Here is a 24,605-nt window from a genome sequence, read left to right on the forward strand (position 1 = left end):
TTACTGACTGGCACGTAAATTGCATTAAGACTGCCAACGTTTCTGAATAACACAGGCGGGATTCTGATGAGTATCTCTTTCGAACGGGCGTTAGGTAATAGCCCCCGGGCTATCGATCTACGGTTACAACGCGCCGAAATCTTAAGTGCAAACTTAGCGAATGCTGATACGCCCGATTTCCAGGCTAAAGATATTGATTTTGCCGCAGAGATGCAACGTCAGCAAAGCAGTGCCTTTCCACAGGTTGCTGAGGCCCTGTACCGGATCCCGCAGCAAGCGAGTGCAGACGGGAATACGGTCGAATTACATAACGAGCAAACGGCCTTTGCCAGCAATAGCCAAAGCTTCCAGATGAGTCTCACCTTTTTAAACATGCAATTCGGCAACCTGAAGAGTGCAATTGAAGGTAAGTAACGGCCAGGAGAGCAGGTCATGGGATTTAATGCCATCTATCAGATAGCGGGCTCTGCAATGAATGCGCAGATGATCCGTCTGAACACGGTAGCCAGCAATCTGGCCAATGCCGATACTGCGGCGGGATCCGCAGAGAGTGTTTATAAAGCACGCCAGCCGGTCTTCAGCGCGGTGCTTGACCAGTCAATGACGTCAGACGGGGCATCTGCCAGTGTTGCCGTGACGGCCGTCACCGAACGGCCGGGGGCCATTGCCCGCTATGAACCTCATCATCCGCTGGCGGATGCGAAGGGCTATGTCTATTACCCCGACGTCAATACGGTGGATGAGATGGCCGATATGATGTCGGCAAGCCGGAGTTTTGAAACCAACGTGGATGTGCTGAGTAACATTAAAAGTATGCAGCAAAGCCTGCTCAGACTGGGAGAAGGTAACTCATGAATATTAATACCAGCACGACGACGGCCAGCACCACCGGCAGCACAACGGCTTCGACGTCCGGGGCCGGGAGTCAGATCAGCGATATGTTTTTACAGCTGCTGGTGGCTCAGATTCAGAACCAGGATCCGACCAATCCTACGGATGGTAAAGAATATGTCAGTCAGCTGGCGCAACTGAGCCAGGTGCAATCGATGGACAGCATGACCAGCCTGATGACCGGTACGTCCCGGCAGGTCAGTTCTCTGCAAAAACAAAGCATTGGTGCGCTGACCGGGCAGTCTGTCATGGTGCAGGCCGACTCGCTGACAACGGACGGAACCACCGCCATCAGCGGACGGACCACCCTCAGCCATGCCGCTTCGCAGGTCACGCTGACCCTGACAGACAGCAGCGGTCACGCGTATCCGGTGTCTCTGGGATCTGCGGCGGCCGGTGATGTCAGCTTTACTCTGGATCCTGCGGCCGCGGGCTTACCTGCAGGCACCTATAGTCTGAGTGTCACTACGGATAACGACCAGAGCGGATTAACCACTGAACTGGCAGGAACGGTCAAATCCGTCCGTTTCCCGTTATCCGGCAGTGATCCCATCCTGAATATTCAGGGGCTGGGGGATGTCAGTTACAGCGCAATCACACAATTCAGCATGGCTTAACGCGGTTTATCGACGACCAGAGGAAAACAGATCATGAGTTTTAATATCGCTATTCGTGGATTAAATGCGGTCAGCGCCCAGCTAAACACGATTTCCAATAATATTGCCAATGCCGATACTGTCGGCTTCAAATCAGGACGGGAGAACTTTTCTGCACTCTATGTGAATGGCACCGGTAACGGTGTACTGGACCAGGGCGCCCAGCAAAGTGTTGATGCGAACGGGTCATTAGTGAGCAGTTCCAGCAGCCTGGATATGGCGATCAGCGGTAAGGGCTTCTTTGTATTGCATGATTCCAATGGCAGCCAGAAATTCAGCCGCGCGGGTTACGTCCAGGTCGATAAAGACGGTTATCTGGTCAATAACACCGGCTTACAGTATGAGGGGTACCAGGGCGGAGCGACAACGGGCAACGTCACCCCCCTACAGGTGGCACAGACGAATAATGGCAGTGAACTGAGTGGCGTCAGTCTGGATGAGCAGGGAAATGTTCAGGCGACCTATACGGATGGTTCAAAACTCACCGCAGGTCAGGTGGCACTGGCGAGTTTTCCGAATGAAGATCAACTGCAGGCGGAAGACGGCACCACCTGGAGCGCCACCGGGGGGTCCGGCGCAGCACGGTTTGGTATCGCACAAAGCGGTGTGCTGGGCAGCCTGCATAACGGTTCATTAGAATCCTCCAACGTGGATCTGACCGGCGAACTGGTCAACCTGATGAGTGCTCAGCGTAACTATCAGGCCAATACCAAAGTGATCAGCACCGATAGCAGCATGTTCACCGCTTTATTCCAGGCCATCTGATGGACCGGTTATTGTACACCGCGCTCAGCGGGGCCAGTGTGGCTCAGCAACAGCAGCAGATCCATGCCAATAACCTGGCGAATGCTAACACCGAAGGTTTTCGCGCTGATCTGGCGTTAGCACAGCAGCAAGCCTTATCGGCCAGTCCCGGCGAAACACGGGTGATGAACAGCGAAAGGCCATCCGGGGTCGATCTGTCTGCCGGTGCCATTCAGACCACCGGCCGGAACCTGGATGTGGCTATTCAGGGACAGGGCTATCTGACGGTGCTGACGGAAAAAGGCGAAGCCTATACCCGTGACGGACAACTGACGATTGATGCTCAGGGGCAAATGTATGCTCACGGGTATCCGGTCGCCGGGGATAACGGGCCGGTGATCCTGCCGCCGTTTTCGTCGGTCAGTATCGGTCAGGACGGTATTATTTCTATTGTTCCGCAGGAAAGCGGTAACACCACCCCCGTCGATGTCGATCGTCTCAAACTGGTGGATCCCCCGGCCCCGTCGTTATCTAAAAATGAACAAGGGCTGCTGGTCAGCACTCAGCGTAATAATCCTGCAGATGAAGGTGTCCGTGTCGTCTCCGGACACCTCGAAGGTTCTAACGTTTCGGCCATCGGTGAAATGCTCGCCAGTATGTCGGTGAACCGGCAGTTTGAGGCGCAAATTAAAATGATGAAAACCGCCGATGACTTAGCGTCGGCGGGCAATCAGCTGTTGCGAAACAGCTAATCTGCAGCGTTAACATGAGAAGCGATAATGAATCCTGCATTGTGGATCAGTAAAACCGGATTAAGTGCACAGGATGCACGTCTGACGACCATTTCCAATAACCTGGCAAACGTCAATACCACGGCGTTTAAAAAGGATCGCACCCTGTTTGCCGATCTTTTCTATCAGAACCAGCGTTCTGCCGGCAGTCCGCTGGATCAGCAGAACACGACACCGACCGGCACACAGTACGGTACCGGGGTAAAGATAGTCGGCACGCAGAAAGAGTTCAGTGTGGGCAATATCCAGAACACGGGACAGAAATTAGATGTGGCGATCACCGGGGACGGGTTCTTCCAGGTGCAGTTAGCCAATGGCGACATCGGGTATACCCGCGCGGGGAACTTCCAGCGTAATCAGGATGGTGTCCTGACCACGGCGGAAGGCTTACCGTTACAGCCACAAATTGAGATCCCCGCGAATACAACAGATATTCAGATCGGTAAAGACGGCACCGTCAGGGCAACCGTCGCCGGTGAAACGGATCCGCAGGAGCTGGGGCAACTGACACTGGTGAATTTTATGAACCCGGCCGGGCTGGAAGCCGAGGGCGATAACCTGTATCAGGCAACGGCGGCCAGTGGTGAAGCGACGGAAGGCACCCCCGGAGAAGATGGCCTGGGTCAGCTTGAGCAGGGGGCGCTGGAAGGCTCGAACGTACAGGTCGTTGAGGAGATGGTGGACATGATCACTGTGCAACGGGCGTATGAGATGAATGCCAAGATGGTCTCTGCGGCGGATGACATGCTGAAGTTTGTGACCCAGACGCTATAGGAACGACGGATGCGCTATTCATTACTTATTTTCTGGGGGCTCTGTTGCTTACTGACGGGTTGTGAAAGCTCACCCTATTTAGTGAAAAAAGATGATGCAGCCTATGCTCCGCCGGATGAAATTATGGCCCCGGAGCCGGCGGTTCATGGGGGTGGGTTATATAGTTCAGGGTTTAACTGGTCGCTGACCCAGGATCGCCGGGCCTATCGTGTCGGGGATATTCTGACGGTTAAGCTGGATGAGGCGACACAGGCGAGCAAACAGGCGAAAACCGGATTTGATAAGAAGAATGATACGACATTCGGGATCCCGAATGTGTTCGGACATTCGGTAAACAGCCTGTCGGCCTCTGTCGACGGAGACCGGACGTTTAACGGTAACGGCAGTTCTCAACAGCAGAACAGCCTGAAAGGCTATATTACGGTCGCGGTCTATCGTGTGCTGCCGAATGGCGTATTAGTGATCCGTGGCGAGAAATGGCTGACCCTGAACCAGGGGGATGAATATATCCGCGTCACCGGCCTGGTCCGGGCGGATGATATCGATCGCGATAATTCGGTGAATTCACAACGTATTGCCAATGCCCGTATTTCTTATGCGGGACGGGGTGCGCTGAGTGATGCGAACAGCGCCGGCTGGTTAACCCGTTTCTTTAACCATCCCCTCTTCCCGATGTAAGGAGTCAGCGATGCGTATCCTGCTGAGTATGATGCTGTTTTTTACCGGACTGAATGCCGCCTGTGCGGCACGGTTAGGCGATTTAGTGGATGTTGAAGGTATCCGCGGAAATCAGCTGATCGGCTATAGCTTAGTCGTCGGTCTGGACGGCACCGGCGATAAAAACCAGGTGCGATTTACCAGCCAGTCAGTAACGAATATGTTGCGCCAGTTCGGTGTGCAGCTGCCGGCGAAGGTCGATCCTAAAGTCAAAAATGTGGCAGCGGTAGCGGTGAGCGCTGTATTACCTCCCGGATATAGCCGGGGGCAGGCGATTGATGTCACCGTCTCTTCCATCGGGGATGCTAAAAGCCTGCGGGGCGGCACCCTGCTTCTGGCGCAGTTACGGGGGGCTGATGGCGAAATTTATGCGCTGGCTCAGGGAAATGTCGTTGTTGGCGGCACCCAGGCACAGGGGAATAGCGGTTCGAGTATTACGGTGAATACTCCGACGGCGGGCCTGATCCCTAACGGAGCCACGGTCGAACGAGAGATACCGACTGACTTCCAGAGTAATGACAAGGTGTATCTGAGCCTTCATCTTCCGGAATTTAAGACGGCTAATAATATTGTGAATGCGCTGAACGGGACCTTTGGTGAGGGAACCGCCACAGCGGAAAGTGCGACCCGCATCGCGGTGAATGCCCCCCGCAGTCCCGGTGCCCGCGTGGCGTTTATGTCTGCGCTTGAAGATGTTTCGGTCACCCCAGGGCGGATGTCACCGCGGGTGGTCTTTAATTCACGTACCGGCACGGTAGTGATCGGCGAAAATGTGGTGGTACACGCCGCGGCGGTCTCTCACGGTAACCTGACGGTGACTATCCGTGAGTCGGCGAATGTCAGCCAGCCGTCGGCCCTCAGTGGCGGCCGGACGGCGGTGACCCCGCAAAGCGAATTACGGGTCAGCCAGGGCAGCGGCCACAGTGTGGTGATCCCGACCGCGACCACACTGAGAAGTATTGTGAATGCCTTAAATGGACTAGGTGCCTCCCCGGACGATATTATGTCAATACTGCAGGCGCTTCACGAAGCAGGGGCACTCGATGCCGAGCTGGTGGTGATATGAAGTTAATGCCGGCTTCCGGTCCGGGGCTGACTGAGGCGCTGTTACCCGGCGATATCGGGACACAGCGTAAGCCTCAGAACCTGTCTCAGGCCGCAGAGCAATTTGAGAATCAGTTTCTGCGGCAGATGATTAAAGAGATGCGGCAAGCGACGCAGGCACTGGTCCCTGACTCCCCGCTGGACAGTAAGCAGCAAGGGATGTGGCGGGATTTTTATGATGATCAGCTCAGTGCTGAATTAGCGGCAACGCATTCGACCGGGCTGGCTGAAATGATCGTAAAACAGCTATCACCTGCCGTCGCCCCTTCAGATAAGGTAGCGCCGGGTCGTTCTGTCATTACAGAGACGACTACGGCGGATAAAGACGCATGATGAACCTATTCACTATTGCTTCCCAGGGAGCACAGGCAGCACAGAATCAACTGTCGGTCGCGGCAGGGAATATTGCCAACCAGCAGACGGCAGGGTATTCACGTCAGCAGGTAAGCCAGAGTGCAACGGTGGTTTCTCAGACCGGCAGCGGGGTGAAAACCAGTGATGCCGCGCGGGTCACGGATCAGCACATCAATCAGGCACTGTGGCAGAGCCAGACGGCGGCAGGATATTATCAGTCGATGAATAGCTGGGGGACCTCCCTGGAGCAGGTGATATCGACGGACAGTACACAACCCGGCACGCTGCTGACGACCTTTTTTAACTCATTGAGTGCGCTGACCAGTCAGCCCGACTCCACGGCGTATCGCCAGCAGTTACTGAGCAGTGCCGCCGGTGTAGCCTCCGGGTTGTCACAGACGGCAGAAACCCTGGCCGGGCAGCAATCCAGCCTCACTGACCAGCAGAGTGCGGCAACGCAACAAATTACACAGATTTCTGCAGAGATAGCCGCGCTTAATAAGCAAATTCAGCGGGCTGGCTCCGGTGCGGAGAGTAATACTCTGCAGGACCAGCGGGATCAGCAAGTCAAATCACTCAGTAGCCTGATGTCAGTTTCTGTTGAGAAGACAGCGGAAGGAAGTTATCGCCTGACGGCGGCCAATGGTGCCACGCTGGTGGACGGGGACCAGGCGGCGACCGCGACTTCTGTGCAGAATGACCAGGGCGTCCGGCAACTCCGGCTCACTATCGGCCAGCAGACCTCCACCGTGACGGAGAATGTCGGCGGGCAACTGGGCGCGCTCTATGACTATCAACAGCAGGTCCTTTCACCGTTGCAAACCCGGGTCTCGGGATTAATGCAGTCAGTCAGCGACCAGGTGAACAGTACCCTGGCCAAAGGGTATGACCTGAACGGCCAATCCGGGGGCGCACTGTTCTCGGTGGAAACCAGTGACAGCGGTGTGATGAGTTTAAAAACAACGGCGTTACAGGCCAGCGAACTCGGGCTGTCGGCAAGTAAAGACAGCCCGGCAAATGGCGATAATCTGCAGGCGTTACTGGCTCTGCAGACAGCGACCGGGCAGGCACAGAGCAGCAGCTTAGCGGATCAGGCCAGCGGCATCACCAGTAGCCTGGCACTGGCCAACAGTCAGAGCAGCAGTCAGCTGACCGCCGCCACGGCCGTGAACGACCAGTGGCAGCAGCAACGGGACAATCTGAGCGGGGTGAATAAGGACGAAGAGGCGGTTAATCTGCAAACGTACTTACAATCTTACCAGGCCAATATGAAAGTGATGACGGTGGGTAATCAATTGTTTGCTGATTTACTGAACGCCTTCAGTTAACGGAGACCTATCGTATGAGAATCAGTAGCCTCAGTCAGCCACAGTGGATGTTATCTGCCCTGGAGAACGGGAACAGCCAGATCCAGAAACTCTCAGATCAGTTATCGACCCAGCAGAAGCAGTCACTCCCTTCAGAGGATCCGCTGAATGCATCGCGTACCGCGGCATTAACACAGCAGCAAGCGGTGACCGCCCAGTATCAGCAGAATATTACCACCGTCACGGGCTCACTGAGCAGTCAGGAAACCTTGCTGACCAGCATCAATAACCAGGTTCTGGCACTGCAGGATCAGTTCCGCAGCATGAATAATGCCTCGCATACCGGTGCCGAAAACCCTGGATATGCGGCACAGATTAGCAGTCTGACGGACGGCATTGTCAGCCTGTTAAACAGCCAGGATGCCAACGGGCATTATCTGTTCGCCGGGACCAATAATACGCAGCCGCCGGTGGTGAAGGTGGATGGTCAGTATCAGTGGCAGGGCAATGATCAGGCTCAGTCTGTTCAGGTAGGTCAGCAACAATGGATCGCCGGTAATACCACGGTCGGCACACTGTTTTCTTCCGGGGAGGATGGGATGGGTTTCCTTAATCAGCTTTCCGCCTTACAAACCTCGCTGACGCAGACCGGCAGTGACGCGTCGCCGGACAGCGAAACACTCGGCGATTTGATCCAGCAAAGCAGTGATATCTCGGACAGGGTCAGCAGTGCGGTGGCCTCAATTGGTTCCCGGCAGAATCAGCTCACCCGGCTGACGAATGTCTATACCGATCTGACTACGGCCAATAGCGGAGTATTAAGTAGCTTACAGAGTACCGATACGGCACAGACGACTTTACAGCTGCAATCCTGGTTACAGACTGTGGAATACAGCAGTAAAGCGTACAGTCTGATGAATCAGTTCTCTTTATTTGACGAAATGTAATCATGTTATCCCCCATTATCTCTGGCGCCCCGGGGCGCCTTCGTAGCGGTGATATCGGTACCCGTCCGGGCAGCGTCCCGGCGACAACGACGACAAATGTTATCGACGGACTCCCGCCGTCACACCGGGGGCGCCGTTTCCCGGATGAACTGCTGATCAGCCGGGATCCGCAACGCTTCAATACCTTACTGAACCAGCAAATTACGGCAGTACAGCGCGCCAGTGATTATCTCGGGGAAACGGAGGTGGCGCTGCGCCAGCTGGCCAGACCGCTGGACAGTGAAAAACGATACCGGCAATTACAGCGGGCAAGGCAGTGGGTGGCCCGACGTACTCTGCTGACGGGAGGCACGATTGACCGGAATTTCCAGCCGTGCCTCGACAGGCCGGCGCGGGTGATTTTCCAGTGCCCGCCATTACAGGCGTTACTGTTTACGGAGCAACGGGAAGTCATTACGTTCGCGCTGGGCGAAGGGACTTTCCGGCACTGGTCCTCGCTGGTGATTGAGCCAGAGATGCCGCTGACACAACGTATTTTCGCACTCAACAGAGTGCTGGGTCAGTCGCACATCTGGTGCCACTATGAGCTTGCTGAGCAACGCCTGCTGTTTACGGTCCCGGAAGACCGCTGGGCATTGTTAAGCCATTGGGCGGTCAGGGGAGGTGGTGTCTGTTTTCCGGCGGACAGTTTAACCCTGCTGCAACCGCAACCGCTGCTCAGTTTTGAACAGCAGCTACAGGCATTACTGACCGGCGAACCCGGTGCGATCACGCTGACGGCAGAACAGGCCGTGCGGCACCTGCAGCATGAACGACAGAAACTGTATGCTTCACGCCAGCAGGTGGACAATCAGCTGGAACAGCGCCCGGCGCGACTGGATGCGGCAAAAGCACAATCACTGGCCGAACATTTACGTGTGCAGCTTGCAGGTTACCGTGGAGAGTATCGTGGCTTAAATCAGGCACTGGCCTGTCAGGCAAATCTGCCGCTGGCACTGGTCTGTCAGCTGGTGGACAGCCGGTAAAATAATTTTTTTTCATTCCCCCTTTATTTCCGGGATCACGCGGTCGTTTTTACTCAGTGTTATCAGGTTACTACTACTTTTAAAGGAGCCATCAGATGGCCATTACACTGTTTACAAACTCATCCGCGATGTCAGCCAGTAATGCATTGCAAAAAGCCAACTCCACGCTGTCCAGTGCCATGGAGCGTTTAGGCACCGGTAAGCGTATCAACTCGGCATCTGATGATGCGGCAGGCCTGCAGGTAGCGACCCGTTTACAGGGTCAGACCAACGGAATGGCGGTGGCTCAGCGTAATATCTCTGATGCGTCCACCATGCTGCAAACCGGTGAAGGTGCGATGGATGAAGTCAGCAACATCATGTATCGCATGAAAGACCTGGCGACTCAGGGCGCGAGTGATACCAACACCGCAGAAAGCCGTAAAGCCATCGATGCCGAGATGACCAGTCTGAATACCGAGTTGGGCAGCATTATGGGCAACACCTCGTATGCGGGTGACAATCTGTTTACCGCTAAAGCCGATGGTACCAAGGCGAAAATGACTCAGGCGATGACCTTCCAGACCGGTTCTGAGCAAGGGGAAACCACCAGTGTCGATGTCAGCAGCCAGCTGAGTGCGGTCCAGACCAGCATCACCGGCTTATCGACCGCGTCGGTTTCCGGCGACGATGGTACCAAGAATGCAAATGCCCTGATCGATACCCTGAACACCGCGCTGGATAACGTTTCCAGCTTACGCTCTGCGTTCGGTGCTTCTATTAACGGGTTAAGCCATGCCTCGGCGAACCTGACCAACATGAAAGATAATACCGACCAGGCGTTAGGTAACATCCAGGATGCGGACTTTGCTTCTGAAGCTTCAACCATGACCCGCAGCCAGATGCTGGCACAGACCAGTACTTCCATGCTGAAACAATCCAACAGCATGTCCAGCCTGGTGATGAGTATCCTGGGCTAAGTGATCGCCGGTGGATCCCCGCGGGATTGACCGGAATCCTTCCTCCTGACAGGTAAAGCGGAAAGTTTCTTTCCGCTTTGTTGTTCTCTCATCGACCGGTAGCGCGGTGTTAATTGTTGGCATGTTTATTGCTTAGCTGGTTGCCCTGCGTTGATGAGTCTCTTAGCGGATGTAGCCACAATGACCGATATCAGTTCCCTTGACCCGACAACACTGGCTACTCAGATGGCTGGTTACGATATCCAGGCGGCGAAGAATGCGGCGACAGCCCAACAGACGACGCTGACGACGCAGACCACGAATCTGAGTAAATTAAAGACAGCCTTAACGACGTTTCGCAGCAGCCTTGCCAGTCTGAACACTTCGACGCAGGGGATGCTGAACAATAGCGCGACGCTCAGCCAGTCGTCGGTGGCTACCGTGACCACCACCTCACAGGCCAACCGGGGAACCTATAACCTGACCGTGAGCCAGCTGGCCTCGGCTCAGCAAACGGCTTATACCGGGCTGACCGATGACATGATGAAGCAGGCCACAGGGACACTGTCTCTGTCCGTTCAGGGGAAAAGTATGTCAGTCGATATGAGCAGTGTCTCATCGCTGGCCGACTTTGCCGATGCGGTGAATCAGTCTTCCGATAATCCGGGCGTGACGGCATCCCTGATAAAAACTGACGGCAAAGTGCAGCTGATGTTAAGCAGCGATGAAAGCGGTACCGCCAACGAAATCCAGATGGATACTCAGCAACTGGATAGCCAGAGTGCCGGGGCATTCGGTCAGGGGACGCAAATCTCGGCGGCGCAGGATGCCAAAGTGAGCATCGGGTCGCTGGCGCTGACCAGCAGTTCAAATAAGCTGGACTCCCTTATTCAGGGCGTCACCATTAATCTGCAGTCGGTTACAACAGCGGGTACGCCGCTGACCCTGACTGTTGGCTCAGATACCAGCGGCACTCAGAGCAATTTGCAGAGTTTTGTGGATGCCTATAACACGCTGCGCAGCGTCTTAGATACTCAGGGATCCGCCAGTGGCGGTAATGACGGCTTAGTGTCGTCACTGACCACCACGCTGAACAGCCAGATCCGTACTCAGGTCAACGGACTCGATATGACCAGCTTCGGGATCACGTCGGACAAAGATGGCAAGCTGACCTTAAACAGTGACACCCTGAAAACACAACTGGCGAAGAACCCGCAATCGATCAACACCTTTTTTAATAGCCAGGGGTTACTGACTTCCCTCGATAAAACGATGAACAGCTACCTGAGCACCAGCCAGGGCGTATTACAGAGCCGACAGGCGGTACTGGACCGTCAGCAATCGGAGTTAACCGATCGGCAGGACAAAATCACCACACGTTATAACGATGCTTACAATCGCTATTTATCACAGTTCACCCGGCTGAAAAGTTCGATGCAGGAGATGAACAGTACGTTAAGCAGCCTTTTAAGCTGATGAGAATTCACTATGTATGCTAACGACACCCACGGCAGTTACGATTACCAGTCTGCGGATTTAGAAAGGCAGGTTGCCACCGCGACGCCGCATCAGCTGGTACTCATTATGTTTAACGGGCTGATGGATGAGTTAATCAGGGCTAAGAGCCATATCCAGGCAAAACGTTATGCGCAAAAGGCGCAGAGTATCAATCGTTGCATCGATATTCTTAATGCGTTAAGCAGTGCGCTGAATTATGAACAGGGCGGAGAGCTGGCCAAAACACTCGCCGGGTTATATGACTACTGCGTGCGTTGCTTATACGAAGCCAGCCACCAGTTGTCCGTGGATAAGATCACTGAAGCTGAACGTTTATTAGCTGAGATTGAAGCCGGATGGCGGGAAATGGCGCAGTAAGATGGATAATCAGTCCCCGTCAGACACCGCGCTGGACACACTGTTAAAAACATTGTCTGCGGCTATCCGCCGCCAGGATTGGCAGGCGTTGTCGCGCATTAATCGCCAGATTGCGGACAGCTTCCCGCGGGGCAGCCTTTCTGTCACTCAGCAGCAGCAGTTGCAGACGGCCTATCAGGCCGGGCTGGCCCAATGTCAGCGTGACGCCGACGACCTGTGGCACAAAATACAACAAACGCTGGCAGAGCGTGAAGCGATGGCAGCCTATGCCTGCTTTGCGGATCAGGACAGTTTTGCAGGATGAACCCATGATGCCATTTCCTGTCAGCCGTCAGAGTGTTACTGCAACACAGAGCACAGGATCGGATATTTCCGTTCCTGCCGATCCCCGTACCGGAAACATGGCATTTTCGGCGGTGATGACACCGTCGTCCGGGCAGACAAAGCGCGGGGAGAAGGCCGCCGCCGTCAGTGATACCCCGGCCGGATCGGCACCGGTAACGCCGTCAGTCAGCCCGTCCGATCAGCAGTCCTTATTTAACAGTTTACAGGCGCAGGCTGACTATCCGGCAAGCGGGCTACCTGTGACAACCGCGGCCTGCGGCAAGACCGTGGAAACCGCGGCTGAAGAAGGGCAAGCGCAGAATGTATCGCCGGCGACCGCTCTGCCGGTGTGGCTGCCGGTCAATGGCGGGAGTCGCGGGGAGAAAACCGGAAAGGCTCTCCCCGCAGAAAAACAATCGCAGGACACGTCACAGGATCCTTCCGGTGTGGTGCCGATCTTCCTGCAACCTGTCCTGCCCTCCGGGATCCCGCGCTCCCGCGAGCCATCACCGGCAGCGTCTTCATCGTTATTAACCGGCGGCGCAGTCCCGTTGCCTGCTTCAGGCGTAACAATGGAGCGCCCGCATCACACTGATCCGGCGGTCACGGCTTCTGTTGCCAGCCCCTTAGCGGCGCTGATGCCTTCCACCGTTTCAGATACCACAGATCCTGCGCCGGTAAAAGACGCAGAAGCGGCTATCGCATCACCGACGGACAGCAGTCTGTTACCGGTGTTTCACAGACTTGATGAACATGCCGCCGGGCCGGAGCCTGCGGTCCCGGTCGCGGCGGAAAAGCCGGCACAGGCGACGGCATCGCCGGCCACTCAACTGTTCAGTCTGTCGGTCGGTCATGAAGACCCGCGTCAGCAACAACTGACCCGCGCATTAGGTGAGCATTTACAGTGGCAGGTCAGTCAGCAGATACAGAGCGCGGAAGTGCGTCTGCACCCGGCTGAACTGGGTTCCATTGCGATCACTTTACATCTGGAGCCTGGAAAAACCGCCGTGCATCTCAGTGCCGAAATACCGGAAACTCAGCAACTTTTGCAGCAAACCGCCAGTGATCTGAAAGAAAAACTGGTCGTGACGCAGGGTGGGCAGGTACAGGTTGATGTCTCCGCGCAGGGAGATCAACAACGTCGTCAGGCTCGACGGGAACAGCAGGAAAAACGGGGTATCAGTGTGGCAGGAAATTATTCGTTTTCTGCGGCGGCGGAAGCCCCGACCGATCAGTCCATTTTAATGACGTTATAAGAGCACCTTAATGAAAAAGTCCGTGGTTATTGTATCCCTTGTGTTGCTACTGGCCCTGGCAGGGCTCGGTGGCGGGTGGTGGTTAACCGCCAGGCAGAGTCCGGAGGGCGCAGGCGGGTTAAGCAAGTTATTTGAGAGTGCCCCACCGGAGGCCAGCTTTATTGATGTCAAAGATCTGATCATTACCCTGCAGGGAGAAAACGGCCGCGAACGTTATCTGTTACTCGATCTGGTGCTGGTGGTGAGAGGGGAGACACAATCTGCGCGGGCCATGGCCTTCGAACCTGCTGTCCGCAGTGCCACGGTCGGTCTGCTCAACAATCAGCCGTATGCTGCGCTTCGCGCACGCCAGATCCCCGAATTACATGACCAACTGCTTAAAAAATACCGGGAAGATGCGGCGCGGCTGGGGGTGACCCCGCTGCCGTTTGAGGATGTGATGATCAGTAAGATGGTTTTTCAGTGAAGTGCTGCGATGTCAGTTACTGAATATTCTCTCGACGAGACCTTCAGTGCGGAACAGGAAGCGGCCTGTATTCGTCAGTATTTACCGTTGGTCCATAAAATCCTGCGCCAAATCGCTCATCACGCCAGTGTGGTGATGGATTATCAGGATTTACAACAGATTGCGCTGATGGGGTTGCTGACCGCACTGAGACGCTATGGCGTTCCGGATGAGGCTTTTCCGGGCTATGCAAAGTACCGGATCCGTGGGGCGATTCTGGATGAATTACGCCAGGCGGACTGGCGGCCGCGTACGGTCAGACAACAAACCCATGATATTGCCAGACAAATCCGCCAGCTGGCAAAACAGATTGGTCGTGAGCCGGAGTGGCCGGAGATCCGGCAGGCACTGCAGATAGATGCTCAGACCTATCATGATTATCTGCAAAGTGAGTATCTGGCCAGCATCGAAAGCCTGGATGCGGTGATGGAAAGTGAGGGCGAAGGCCGTTTCGGGTCCGAACGGGATAATCCGGAACGTTACTACGCGCGTCAGCAACAGCTTTCACAGGCCATCGCCGTACTGGATAAGCGGGAACAGCTGATCCTGACCCTCTATTATCAGCATGATATGAACCTGAAAGAGATAGCGCTGGTACTGGAAATCAGTGAAGCCCGGGTCTGTCAGCTGAATAAACGGTTGAACGATAAATTAGTCGCGTATTTAAAGCAAAGTGAGTCAGTATGTTGAAGATTGGTGGGATCCTGATTGTATTTATCTGTCTGATTTGGGGATATATGCATTCAGGCGGACGTTTAGCGGCTTTCTGGCAGCCCGGAGAGATTGTCATTATTCTTGGGTGTGGCCTGGGGACATTGATCCTGGCTAACTCCGCCACGGTACTGAAGCAGATCCTTGCCCAGTTAAAAGGCGTCATGCGTAAAAACAGTTACTCCGCTGATTACTCACAGCAGCTATTACTGCTGATGTATGAATTGCTGGACAGTGTACAGAATGGCGGACTCCGCAGCCTGGATAATCATATTGAGAACCCTACCGACAGTGAGGTGTTTCAGCGCTATCCGTTGATCGCCAGCGATTCAGAGCTGTGTACCTTTATTGCCGATAATTTTCGTATGATGGCGATGGGCAAGATCAATGAACATGAACTGGAAGGGCTGCTGGAACAGGAGCTTCATTCGGTTGAAGAGAATCTGTTGCAGGCTTCCCGTTCGTTACAGCGTACCGGGGAGGCGATGCCTGGCTTCGGGATCTGTGCCGCCGTGCTGGGTATTGTGATCACCATGCAGTCTATCGATGGCTCTATTGCCGTGATCGGTGTCAAAGTGGCAGCCGCACTGATCGGCACTTTTCTGGGGGTGTTCATCTGTTATTGCCTGATTGACCCGCTGGCGAATGCGATGGAACAGCTGGTGAAGAAAAAAATGACCGCTTTTGAATGCCTGCGGACCATCATGGTCAATCAGGTCGCAGGCAAACCGCCTCTGCTGGCAGTGGATGCCGGCAGGAAAATGTTACCCGTGGAAATTAAGCCCTCGTTTTCTCAGTTAGAGGCCTGGGTAGATAACCGCCAGGAGCCTGATTCGCGATGAGCGTGCGCCAGAAGAATTCGACGACAATTATTAAACGTAATATTCGCCGGGCCCATGCCGGCGGGCATGGCGGTGCCTGGAAGGTGGCCTTTGCCGATTTTATGCTGGCGCTGATGTCACTTTTTATGGTGATGTGGATCATGGGGCAGGTCTCTGAAAAAGACCGGAAAGCGATTATGTATACCTTAAATAATCAGTCGGTGTTTGAGAGCCACTCCTTCAGCCCTATCTCTTTTTCAGGACAGGATCCGGCACCTTCGGTTTCACCCGATATTTCACCTCAGGCAGCGTCACATGACGCCAGGCCGCAGAGCGCTCAGCCCTCACAGGCCACGCAGACCGCACAGGAAGCAACAGCAGAAACCGCCCCTGTTGCTGCTCAGGATAAAAATGCCGCGTCGCAGGATAGCCTGCAAACCGCCCTGCAGACCTTTGTGGCAGGTCAGAAGGCGCAGAACAATATGCGGATTGAGAAGCTGGCAACGGGGCTGCGGGTGGTGGTAAATGATGATCCCCACCGGGCCATGTTTGAACGCGGCAGCGCCCGGGTCACGCCTTATTTTCAGCAATTACTTACCGGGCTGGTACCGGTGCTGGATAAAAGCCGCGATCATATGATCATTATTGGTCATACGGATGCGACCCCTTATCCGCAGAATCCTTACTACGATAACTGGAGTTTGTCGGTGGATCGGGCACAGTCTGCCCGCCAGGTGATGATCCATGCCGGTTTCTCCGCAGATAAAATCGTTCAGCTCTCCGGCGTTGCAGATCAGAAGCCCCTGGATCGTCATCAGCCGACCAATCCGATTAACCGGCGGATTGAGTTTATTATCTTATCTGAGCAGGGACTGGCGCAGTGGGAAGAAACATTTTCGTCTCAGGCCCGTTTGCTGTCGCCGCATGATCAAATGACCGATGTCCGTTGATGAGCAGGCTGTGTACCCGGACATGCCTGTGGGGAGTGTTGCTCAGCGCTCTGTTACTGCCCCTGCACGGAGAGGCAGCGAAGCCTGCTGACCACCAGGCGCGGATGGCGAAAATTGAACGGGAGCGTAACCGTCAACGCCTGTGGCATCAGTCCGTACTATCGGCAGGTATCGCGGCGACAGCGGCGTCCGCGCATTCGCGGGCATTGCGTCAGAAAAAACAGCGACAAGCCACGCTGGCCTTACTGCGGCGGGGCATTATTCCGGGCGATAGCGGCCTTGGGTGGGTACCGTTAACCACCGATGAATTACTGAGAGAAACCGGGTCTCCGCAATTACTTTCTGCGCTGGCAAAGGTACTGGATACGCTGGACGCTCAGATTGGCCGCCCCTATCGCTGGGGCGGTCAGACACCGGGGCAGGGGTTCGATTGCAGCGGACTCGTCTGGTTTGCGTTCCGTGACGCAATTAACTGGCCCATTCCGCGGACGGCGCAGGCGCTGTTCACGGATCCCCGCATGGCGGCGGTCTTTACGACTGAACTCCGGCGGGGTGACCTCGTCTTCTTCTACATTCACCGGCGGGATGTGCCTGACCATGTGGGGATTTACCTGGGAAATCATCAGTTTATCGAAGCTCCCCGCACAGGACTGTCCATCCGTATCAGCCAGCTGGACCAGCCCTTCTGGCAACAGCATTATGCCGGCGCGCGTCGTGTACTCACAGAACATAACCTGCGCCACTGATCAGTAAGGTACAGAGGTCACGGACAGCAGTAGATTCAGACGTGTTGATGAGTATTCGCAATCAGCGTTTATTATGCAATAACAATGAACAGAGGACACTTACTGACGGGCATACGTAGTGAGAGACATAAATAATTTAAAAGAAGTCTGTCAGAAAACCCGAAATCACCGTTTTCTGACAGAAAGTCATACCGGCCTGAATATTTTACTTCATACTGCCCTTCAGAAGCCGGTGTCGTTCAACCATTGAAGTAATTGTTCCAAAGAAGGGGTTGCAGGAGCTCTGGCTATCGACTTCCCTTGTTGTACAGCGAGTAGCGTGGGCAGGCCCCGAACACCCAGATGTGTGGCGAGATCCTGATGATGATCTGCATCCAGATAACGTTTTTCAGTTAATGATAAGCGTTCAGCCACATTAGCATCATTGAGAAGATGCCATAATTTCCGGCAATGAACACATCGCTCAGCCCCGACGAATAATAAAACTGGAAGTTCGCTTTGCAGCTCTTTTGAATGATGTACCGGAACGAAAGTTTCTTCTGCCACCTTAAATAATTTAGGGCTTCTTCTCAGAGTATCGCTATCTGTTGCAACACAAAGTGCATCGGCACTTTTATTATAGGGCTGGACGCCTGCGACTCTGACTGAACTTTGGGCGGGTCCTGCTGCTCCTGCACCTGGTTGCCGGAGGGTACAGACATCGCTGGTGTGAATAGCTATTTCCTGAGGGGTATCCAACTGAGGTATCCAGTCATAGGGAATGCGATAAGCACGATATACCATATTATTGTTCAGGCTCTTCCCCCGGAAGGGAGAAATATATTCCCAGACAATTTCATGGTCGCGCGTTACTTCAAAAATCCGCCCGTTAGACCCTTCATTTATCAGTGTATTGCCATTTTCCAGCCGTTGCATATTACTGATGTATGGGCTGTAAAACCGATATGAATCTGTAGGATGGGGGAGGTTTGCCTCATATGGAGAATAACGCCATTCGATGTCTAATGTCTGAGGGTTGATCTCAAGGATCCTGGAGTAATCGCGCCAGGCATTTTTTACGCCATCTTGCGACATCGGATTAGGTGAACCATAGCCAGCCCAGCCACCATTATCAAAAATAAGGATATTTCCTGCACCGGGTAACCCCTGCGGGATCATATGTGCATGGTGCTGGCCAATAATCCAGCCGAGGTGTTTATATTCAGGTTTGTTATAATCCGGACCAAGTTGCCAGACAATCTTGCCACTTTTCTTATCGATAATAGCGATTATATTAGATTCACGCGCATCCCAAATAATATTGTCAGGATGGAATCGGGTATCACCTGCATCGTACCATTTGTTAGGGCCTAGCGTAGACATTGAATTGATATGCATCCAGTCACCCATTCCTCCGTTACTGGCACGCATATTGGGATTGTTACGTATTGCTGTTCGGGCTGCTTCATCAAAACCGAGCTCATGAAAATGGTCACTGCAACGCCATTCCCATATAATTTCGCCAGCCCAGTTGACCTCAATGATAGTGTCATCTAATAAACACTTATCGGAAATATCCCTGTTAATCAGGTTAGTATGCGCCAGAATTAACGTATTTCCGCTTTCCGTCCGGGGTTCCAGGCCGGGAGCATAATAACCGACCGGATTACCGGTACGTTGGTAGTCATGATGTGCTCTGGCCATCCAGCGGACAGGATTCTGAGGGTCATTAATTTCTTCGTAATGATCAAATTTCCACGTAATGTTCCCTTCCCAGTCGACCTGAATAAGATCCACCATATCCTGCATTCCATAACGAGGGTCACGTTGCCCGCTATGACCCAGGATGAAACCTCCCGGAAGCATTTTATTAGGAAAACCATGGAGCTCAGGCCACTCACGGACGACATTTCCGTTCATATCAATCAATACAGCCCCATGTTCTGTTGCCTGGAATAGTGTATATCCACTCCAGGTACGTAGTGGGTCGAAAAGAGTGGCCCCGGTCGGATAAACTGAGGGATATCCCATAGTATGACTCCTCGAATAAAATTATAAGACGTCTGTAATCAGGTGGCGTATATGTCGGCAGAGATCGATAAAGGCAATATCGTCTCTGTGTCGGGTGTGAGGGAGTGTAATTTTTACTTCTTCACGTATACGTCCGGGACGTGGAGAAAGGACGATGACTCGATCGGCTAAAGCGACAGCTTCTTCGACATCATGGGTTACCAGTAAGGTTGTACTGCCGGTACTGAGATGAAGCTCAAGCAACTGTTGTTGAAGAGTGTGGCGAGTGAGTGCATCCAGCGCCCCGAAAGGTTCGTCAAGCATTAATATTTGAGGATGAGCGATAATACCGCGAGCAATAGCGACACGTTGTGCCATCCCCCCCGACAGCTGTGAGGGGAGTACATTCGCAAAATCAGCCAGCTGAACCCGCTCGAGCATATTTAATGCCAGTTGTTTTTTTTCTGAACTGTTCAACGGACTGTTCGCCAGACCCAACAGAACATTTTCTGTGACCGTCAGCCAGGGAAAAAGCCGCGGTTCCTGAAAGATTATTCCCCGCTCTTTACCCACACCAGAAACGGGATTACCGCTAACTAAAATGTCTCCCGAGCTTGCAGGCTCAAGGCCGACAAGCATACGTAGTAACGTTGATTTACCACATCCGCTGCTACCGACTAATACCACCAGTTCACCCGAAGTGACATCAAGGTTGAAATTTTCTAAGACAGTCACCTGATTCCAGGATTTGCAGACATTACGAAAAGAGATAAGAGGTAACGTTTTCATCAGAGTTAATCCTTGTTACGCCAGCGCGTAGCGCGTAATTCAAGTAAACGGCCGGCTTTATCCAGCAGAGCGCCTGTCATTCCTGTGAGTACCATGCCGCAAATGATTGTTGGCATATCAAGAAGTTGTTGTGCATTAAACATAAGGCTCCCGATACCGGTGCCTGATGACATAAAATATTCAGCACCAATATTGCCAAGCCAGGCGTAAATCAGCGCTAAGCGTAGTCCGGAAAAAATACCGGCCGCGGCCCCGGGAATAATAAGCCTGCGTAAACGTAGCTGTCCGGAAATACCCAGAACCCGGGCAACTTCATCCAGTTGTGGATTCCGGTGAGTCACAGATTGATGAGTGTTAAAAAACATGGGGAAAAAGGAAGCAAGAGCAATAAATACTATTTTTCCTTCATCACCATTACCTACCCATGCCGTCAGCAATGGGAGCCATGCAAATAGTGCAATATGTCGCAGTACATTGAGTGTCGGTGTGAATATTTCTCCGGTACGCTTTTTTAGTGCAAAAAGCAGCCCGAAAAAAAGTCCCGCCGTTATGCCGGCGAACCCGCCGATAATGGCCCGTTTCAGGCTGGCGAACATAGCAGCTTCAAATTCACCGTTGGTTATCCCTGAGATAAAACGAAGTACCACTGCGAAGGGGGAAGAGAATAAAGTGTTATCCAGCCATCCCCACTGGCTGCCAAATTGCCAGATGAAAAGTAGTAAGACGGGTAATTGCAAAGCTCTCCAGCCGGAGGTTGTGATCTGTGCTCGATGTCCCACGGAAGGCAGTGGCCAGAAGACCAGCCGTCGATAAGCCCTGGTGGTCGCCCATTCCATCAACATCCCGCTGAGGCCAATCACAAAGATAGTGACAAAAACGATATCCATCTGGAACATCTGGCGTCCCCAGACCATCAGATAGCCGATACCTTTTGAGGAGGCCAGTAGTTCAACGACGATCAGTGATACCCAGGCCTGGGATAAGGCCAGGCGCAGGCCGGTAAACCAGTCGGGTAAAGCCGAGGGGATGACTACCCAACGCAGTTTTTGCCAGCGTGTAAAACGCATCACTTTTGCAACCTCGCTCAGTGTTAATGGGACACTGGAAACGGCTTGGCGGGTGTTAATGGTGACGGGAATAAGGGTGGTTTTGATAATTACGGCCAGCTTCAGCCCATCTCCTATGCCAAAAACCACCATAAACAAAGGGATCCAGGCCAGGGTCGGTATCTGTGCGAGGGTATAAAACAGAGGTTCTCCTCTCTGTGCGGTTGCAGGGACTAATCCGAACAGGGCACCCAGTAGGGTACCCGCCACTGTGCCAGCAAATAACCCCATAGCCAGATATTGAAGACTAAATCCCCATTGTGAGAACAGATTATTTTTTATTAATGAAAATGCCGTATTTGCAACATCAAAAGGTTCCGGCAAAATTTGTATTGGCATCCATTGCTCTCTGGATGCGGTATACCACAATAGTAAGAGTAGTAACGGCAGCAACCATGGCCAGCCATTATAGTGTGACTTTTGCCGGGGAAGTCTACTTTTCCTTAGTGTTATCTGTGACATAGGCGTCTGCATTAATAAAATTATAGGCCTATAAAACCCCTCCTGAAGCAAATTGTCATTGCATTAATCGAATACTACTGATGCATAAAATGCATTTCATTCTGTGAGTATTGTTATTACTGGTTTCGCCTTTTTTTTTCTTTAATAAGCAAATAAAAGCATTTAACACAATGCCTGTCTCCTCTTTAGGGTGAAACACTATTCACAGGAGAAACATCAATGATAATTAATTTTTTCCGGCGTCTGGGTATAGCCCTGCTGGTAATTTTTGTAGTGAGTATGGCGAGTACTCAGGCAGAAGAGTTAAAGACGATACGTATAGGGGTGCCTGACCAGAGTGCAGGTAGTAAACCGTTTATTGGCGGTCCGTTAGGGATGGCTTATATTCGCCATCAGCTGGAGAATGAATTCAAGCCTAAGGGAGTGACTATACAGTGGCAGTTCTTTAAAGGTGCGGGGCCTGCAGTTAATGAGGCTTTGGCTAACCGGCAGCTGGATTTTGCTTATCTCGGTGATTTAGCCGCGATAATTGGTAAAGCTAACGGATTACCTACCCGTTTGTTATTAGGTAGCCGGGGTTCTGATTCTTATTTAGCTGCGACTAAGACCTCCGGAATAAAAACACTTGCTGACCTCAAAGGAAAACGGGTTGCGGTTTACCGTGGAACCGCTGACCAATTAGCCTTTGATCGCGCTTTACAAACAGTCGGGCTCAGCGAGCAAAATATGCAAGTCATAAATCTGGACTGGAATGCAGGAAAAGCAGCTTTAGCGGCTAATCGCATAGATGCTGTATGGGGGGGGATGTCTCTGCTCGCTTTACGCGGCGATAAAATAAATATTGTAGCTAAAAGTAGCGACACAGGGCTGCGTAATACGACTCAGGCCGGTTTTTTTGCGACTCAGGAATTTATCAACCGCTGGCCGCAAGCGACTCAGCAGATAGTGAATATTCTTGTCAGAAATGCAGCGGAAATCAGTGATTCAAAGAATCGTCAGTCATGGTCGGCAGAGATGGCGCAACAAAGTCAGATCCCTCAAGCATTATTCCTCGAACAGTTACCTCCTAATCAACTGAACTTTATGACGTCTCCGCGTCTCGATGCATTTCTGAACGGGAGCTTAGGTAGTAGCATAAGTCAGGCAAAAAATGAGGGTCTTATCCGCTCAGCTTTTGACGCCAGCCAGTGGGGAGATGACCATTTCGTCGAGCAGGCGCTTAAGGCAGATCATCTCACAAAGCATTGGCCACTTTATAATACTGAAGGTCAGGTTATGGCTAAGGACTAAAATTTCCACGGTATCCGGCGAGCTGTTGCTGATGCGCACACCCGGTTTGCAAGATAATATCAATCATCTTTTCAGCCAGTGGTGGCTGTACGGTATTGACCAGAGAAATTATTGCAAATCGGGTTTGCATCAATCTCCATTCATCCGGGAGATCAGTCAACTCCAGTTTAACCAATTGATGGCTGTGTTGGTAAAGTGCAAAGCCATCCTCACTGGCAAAACTGATTGCCTGTGTACGTGAAAGTGTCGAGAGGAGTGCATACATATGGTCACATTGTATGGCAGGAACAAAATCCTGCTGCTCACTTAACGTTGCAAGCACCTTCCTGACACCTGGAGGCAGGTAGGGGGCAGCAAAGGGATAGCGTAGCAGCATTTGTACAGAAACAGGTCCCTGATGGGCCAGTGGATGACTGGTATGGCAGATGAAAAAGCATTGTTGGGGAGGTAAAGGCTGAACCCGTAACATAGGATCTAACTCTGCCTGCCAGCTATCGGCCACGACAAAAGGATATTTCCGTGTTGTTAAAGCCTGATGTAAGTTAACCCAATTATCGATATGAAAGCGGACTCTGGTTTTTAGAAGGCATTGATAAAACTCACTAACCGCCTCCGGAATGAGTCTTGCTCCGGGAGCCGGGCCACAACCAAAATTAATTTCCCCTGTCAGTGTTGAGTCTGTTTCGAAAAGCTGGTGGCTGATTTCAGCGTTCAGCTCTTTCAATTGACGCGCATACGGTAAGAGCTTTTTTCCGTGGGCTGTTAGTGTTAGTGCTTTAGTTTGCCGGTTGAATAGCGGAAAGCCCACGCTTTCTTCCAGAGAGCGAATACTTCGGCTAAAGGCTGATTGAGAAAGACAAACAGCATCAGCTGCACGATTGAAACTGCCATATTCGACTAATGCTATAAAATTACGAAGTTGGCGGAAATCCAGATGCATAGCCCTTGTCTCATATTGTCCCATCACAGTAAAATTACTGTAAAAATGGCGTGTTTTAAACGGCAGTTAAAGCTTAAACTTTCAATGGATTATATCATTTTTTATGCTATTTAATTTTCATTTTTCATCGATTTCTCCCTGTATCAGCCATTCTCCCCTTACTGGTCATCATTAACACCTGCATTACAGGTTATGGCAGATTTTTATCAGTCAGCCGAATCTGACATTCGGTAGTGGAATGCCATTGACCTTAAATCGTTATCACGTCATGTAGTAACAGGATGCCTGCATTTTATGTACGGGGCCGGAGCGGAGCAATCCGTATCGTAACGGCGCCGATCTGTTGGCGGACGAATAGCCTGGTCTGATGATGTAACCGATACCATTCATTTAAGTATATTTTTTAAACAATTTCGGTCGGTTTTTTTTATTCCTATTTTTCATCTAAGCTTTGTTTTATTTAACTTTTTGCTATATATGGCAGATAAGTAAAATTCCTAATATTGCAGCTAACATATAGTTTTTTTTCAGGAAATTGTTCAGATAAATGAGAAAAATTGTTGGTGCATTGTCATGAGAAATATTAACAAATG

Annotated in this window: 27 protein-coding genes; 23 read left to right on the forward strand and 4 right to left on the reverse strand. The window is 52.4% G+C overall.

All coding sequences use genetic code 11. From position 1 onward, the window contains the following. The first annotated feature begins 66 nt into the window (after positions 1 to 66). The 22 genes from flgB (at position 67) to ABD035_RS00450 (ending at position 17,436) form a co-directional block, all read left to right on the forward strand. Entirely contained in the window at positions 67 to 414 is a 348-nt protein-coding gene (flgB, locus tag ABD035_RS00345; RefSeq protein ID WP_343866765.1) for a flagellar basal body rod protein FlgB, read from the forward strand. Positions 415 to 432: 18 nt separating this feature from the next. Next, the gene (flgC, locus tag ABD035_RS00350; protein ID WP_343866767.1) at positions 433 to 855 is read left to right on the forward strand and encodes a flagellar basal body rod protein FlgC; all 423 of its coding nucleotides are present in this window, start codon (positions 433 to 435) and stop codon (positions 853 to 855) included. Then, positions 852 to 1,508, forward strand: coding sequence for a flagellar hook capping FlgD N-terminal domain-containing protein (locus ABD035_RS00355; RefSeq protein WP_343866769.1), 657 nt, complete (start codon positions 852 to 854; stop codon positions 1,506 to 1,508). The genes flgC and ABD035_RS00355 overlap by 4 nt, the downstream gene beginning before the upstream one ends. A 33-nt stretch (positions 1,509 to 1,541) precedes the next feature. After that, on the forward strand, positions 1,542 to 2,312 hold the full coding sequence (locus tag ABD035_RS00360) for a flagellar hook-basal body complex protein (protein ID WP_212714076.1): 771 nt from the start codon (positions 1,542 to 1,544) through the stop codon (positions 2,310 to 2,312). Continuing rightward, positions 2,312 to 3,043, forward strand: a complete 732-nt coding sequence (flgF, locus tag ABD035_RS00365) for a flagellar basal-body rod protein FlgF (protein ID WP_343866772.1) — start codon at positions 2,312 to 2,314, stop codon at positions 3,041 to 3,043. The genes ABD035_RS00360 and flgF overlap by 1 nt, the downstream gene beginning before the upstream one ends. Positions 3,044 to 3,070: 27 nt before the next feature. Then, the gene (gene flgG, locus ABD035_RS00370; RefSeq protein ID WP_212714078.1) at positions 3,071 to 3,856 is read left to right on the forward strand and encodes a flagellar basal-body rod protein FlgG; all 786 of its coding nucleotides are present in this window, start codon (positions 3,071 to 3,073) and stop codon (positions 3,854 to 3,856) included. A 9-nt stretch (positions 3,857 to 3,865) separates the two neighbouring features. After that, complete coding sequence (gene flgH, locus ABD035_RS00375) at positions 3,866 to 4,534, forward strand: flagellar basal body L-ring protein FlgH (RefSeq protein WP_212714079.1); 669 nt, start codon at positions 3,866 to 3,868, stop codon at positions 4,532 to 4,534. A 28-nt stretch (positions 4,535 to 4,562) separates the two neighbouring features. Beyond that, positions 4,563 to 5,639, forward strand: coding sequence for a flagellar basal body P-ring protein FlgI (locus ABD035_RS00380; RefSeq protein ID WP_249213578.1), 1,077 nt, complete (start codon positions 4,563 to 4,565; stop codon positions 5,637 to 5,639). Beyond that, positions 5,636 to 6,010, forward strand: a complete 375-nt coding sequence (locus tag ABD035_RS00385) for a rod-binding protein (RefSeq protein WP_249213569.1) — start codon at positions 5,636 to 5,638, stop codon at positions 6,008 to 6,010. Before ABD035_RS00380 ends, ABD035_RS00385 begins: the two co-directional genes overlap by 4 nt. Beyond that, positions 6,007 to 7,359, forward strand: coding sequence for a flagellar hook-associated protein FlgK (gene flgK, locus ABD035_RS00390; protein WP_343866778.1), 1,353 nt, complete (start codon positions 6,007 to 6,009; stop codon positions 7,357 to 7,359). The genes ABD035_RS00385 and flgK overlap by 4 nt, the downstream gene beginning before the upstream one ends. A 14-nt stretch (positions 7,360 to 7,373) precedes the next feature. Then, on the forward strand, positions 7,374 to 8,285 hold the full coding sequence (locus ABD035_RS00395) for a flagellin N-terminal helical domain-containing protein (protein ID WP_343866780.1): 912 nt from the start codon (positions 7,374 to 7,376) through the stop codon (positions 8,283 to 8,285). 2 nt (positions 8,286 to 8,287) lie between these two features. Then, positions 8,288 to 9,310: a hypothetical protein gene (locus ABD035_RS00400; protein ID WP_343866782.1), complete on the forward strand. Its 1,023-nt coding sequence runs from the start codon at positions 8,288 to 8,290 to the stop codon at positions 9,308 to 9,310. 95 nt (positions 9,311 to 9,405) lie between these two features. Next, positions 9,406 to 10,269, forward strand: coding sequence for a flagellin N-terminal helical domain-containing protein (locus tag ABD035_RS00405; protein ID WP_212714084.1), 864 nt, complete (start codon positions 9,406 to 9,408; stop codon positions 10,267 to 10,269). 153 nt (positions 10,270 to 10,422) lie between these two features. Beyond that, a complete protein-coding gene (gene fliD / locus ABD035_RS00410) occupies positions 10,423 to 11,724 on the forward strand; it encodes a flagellar filament capping protein FliD (protein WP_343866785.1) in 1,302 nt (433 codons plus the stop codon). Between the two features lie 12 nt (positions 11,725 to 11,736). Continuing rightward, positions 11,737 to 12,123, forward strand: coding sequence for a flagellar export chaperone FliS (fliS, locus tag ABD035_RS00415; RefSeq protein WP_343866787.1), 387 nt, complete (start codon positions 11,737 to 11,739; stop codon positions 12,121 to 12,123). Between the two features lies 1 nt (position 12,124). Beyond that, complete coding sequence (locus ABD035_RS00420) at positions 12,125 to 12,427, forward strand: hypothetical protein (protein WP_212714087.1); 303 nt, start codon at positions 12,125 to 12,127, stop codon at positions 12,425 to 12,427. Positions 12,428 to 12,431: 4 nt separating this feature from the next. Further along, the gene (locus tag ABD035_RS00425; RefSeq protein WP_343866790.1) at positions 12,432 to 13,703 is read left to right on the forward strand and encodes a flagellar hook-length control protein FliK; all 1,272 of its coding nucleotides are present in this window, start codon (positions 12,432 to 12,434) and stop codon (positions 13,701 to 13,703) included. Between the two features lie 22 nt (positions 13,704 to 13,725). After that, on the forward strand, positions 13,726 to 14,169 hold the full coding sequence (locus ABD035_RS00430) for a flagellar basal body-associated FliL family protein (RefSeq protein ID WP_343866792.1): 444 nt from the start codon (positions 13,726 to 13,728) through the stop codon (positions 14,167 to 14,169). A gap of 9 nt (positions 14,170 to 14,178) precedes the next feature. Further along, the gene (locus ABD035_RS00435; RefSeq protein WP_212714090.1) at positions 14,179 to 14,898 is read left to right on the forward strand and encodes a FliA/WhiG family RNA polymerase sigma factor; all 720 of its coding nucleotides are present in this window, start codon (positions 14,179 to 14,181) and stop codon (positions 14,896 to 14,898) included. After that, a complete protein-coding gene (gene motA / locus ABD035_RS00440) occupies positions 14,892 to 15,761 on the forward strand; it encodes a flagellar motor stator protein MotA (protein WP_212714091.1) in 870 nt (289 codons plus the stop codon). The genes ABD035_RS00435 and motA overlap by 7 nt, the downstream gene beginning before the upstream one ends. Next, positions 15,758 to 16,690: a flagellar motor protein MotB gene (locus ABD035_RS00445; RefSeq protein WP_343866797.1), complete on the forward strand. Its 933-nt coding sequence runs from the start codon at positions 15,758 to 15,760 to the stop codon at positions 16,688 to 16,690. The genes motA and ABD035_RS00445 overlap by 4 nt, the downstream gene beginning before the upstream one ends. Next, the gene (locus ABD035_RS00450) at positions 16,690 to 17,436 is read left to right on the forward strand and encodes a C40 family peptidase (protein ID WP_343866799.1); all 747 of its coding nucleotides are present in this window, start codon (positions 16,690 to 16,692) and stop codon (positions 17,434 to 17,436) included. Before ABD035_RS00445 ends, ABD035_RS00450 begins: the two co-directional genes overlap by 1 nt. Positions 17,437 to 17,658: 222 nt before the next feature. Here the strand turns inward: ABD035_RS00450 and ABD035_RS00455 are convergent, their stop codons facing one another. The 3 genes from ABD035_RS00455 to ABD035_RS00465 are packed head-to-tail and all read right to left on the reverse strand — an operon-like array spanning position 17,659 to position 21,782. Further along, positions 17,659 to 19,446 (reverse strand): aryl-sulfate sulfotransferase, encoded by a 1,788-nt coding sequence (locus ABD035_RS00455; protein WP_343866801.1) that lies wholly within the window; start codon positions 19,444 to 19,446, stop codon positions 17,659 to 17,661. Between the two features lie 21 nt (positions 19,447 to 19,467). Then, entirely contained in the window at positions 19,468 to 20,214 is a 747-nt protein-coding gene (locus ABD035_RS00460) for an ABC transporter ATP-binding protein (protein ID WP_343866803.1), read from the reverse strand. 5 nt (positions 20,215 to 20,219) lie between these two features. Beyond that, entirely contained in the window at positions 20,220 to 21,782 is a 1,563-nt protein-coding gene (locus tag ABD035_RS00465; RefSeq protein WP_343866805.1) for an ABC transporter permease, read from the reverse strand. A gap of 219 nt (positions 21,783 to 22,001) precedes the next feature. Here ABD035_RS00465 and ABD035_RS00470 point away from each other — a divergent pair, with 219 nt between their 5' ends. Then, positions 22,002 to 23,072: an ABC transporter substrate-binding protein gene (locus ABD035_RS00470; protein WP_343866807.1), complete on the forward strand. Its 1,071-nt coding sequence runs from the start codon at positions 22,002 to 22,004 to the stop codon at positions 23,070 to 23,072. Here the strand turns inward: ABD035_RS00470 and ABD035_RS00475 are convergent. Then, positions 23,062 to 24,012 carry a LysR family transcriptional regulator gene (locus ABD035_RS00475; RefSeq protein ID WP_343866809.1) on the reverse strand — a complete coding sequence of 317 codons (951 nt, stop codon included), beginning with the start codon at positions 24,010 to 24,012 and terminating at the stop codon, positions 23,062 to 23,064. The genes ABD035_RS00470 and ABD035_RS00475 overlap by 11 nt on opposite strands. Between the last annotated feature and the right edge of the window lie 593 nt (positions 24,013 to 24,605).

Origin of the sequence: Tatumella terrea (genome assembly GCF_039523755.1) — a bacterium.
GTDB lineage: Bacteria > Pseudomonadota > Gammaproteobacteria > Enterobacterales > Enterobacteriaceae > Tatumella > Tatumella terrea.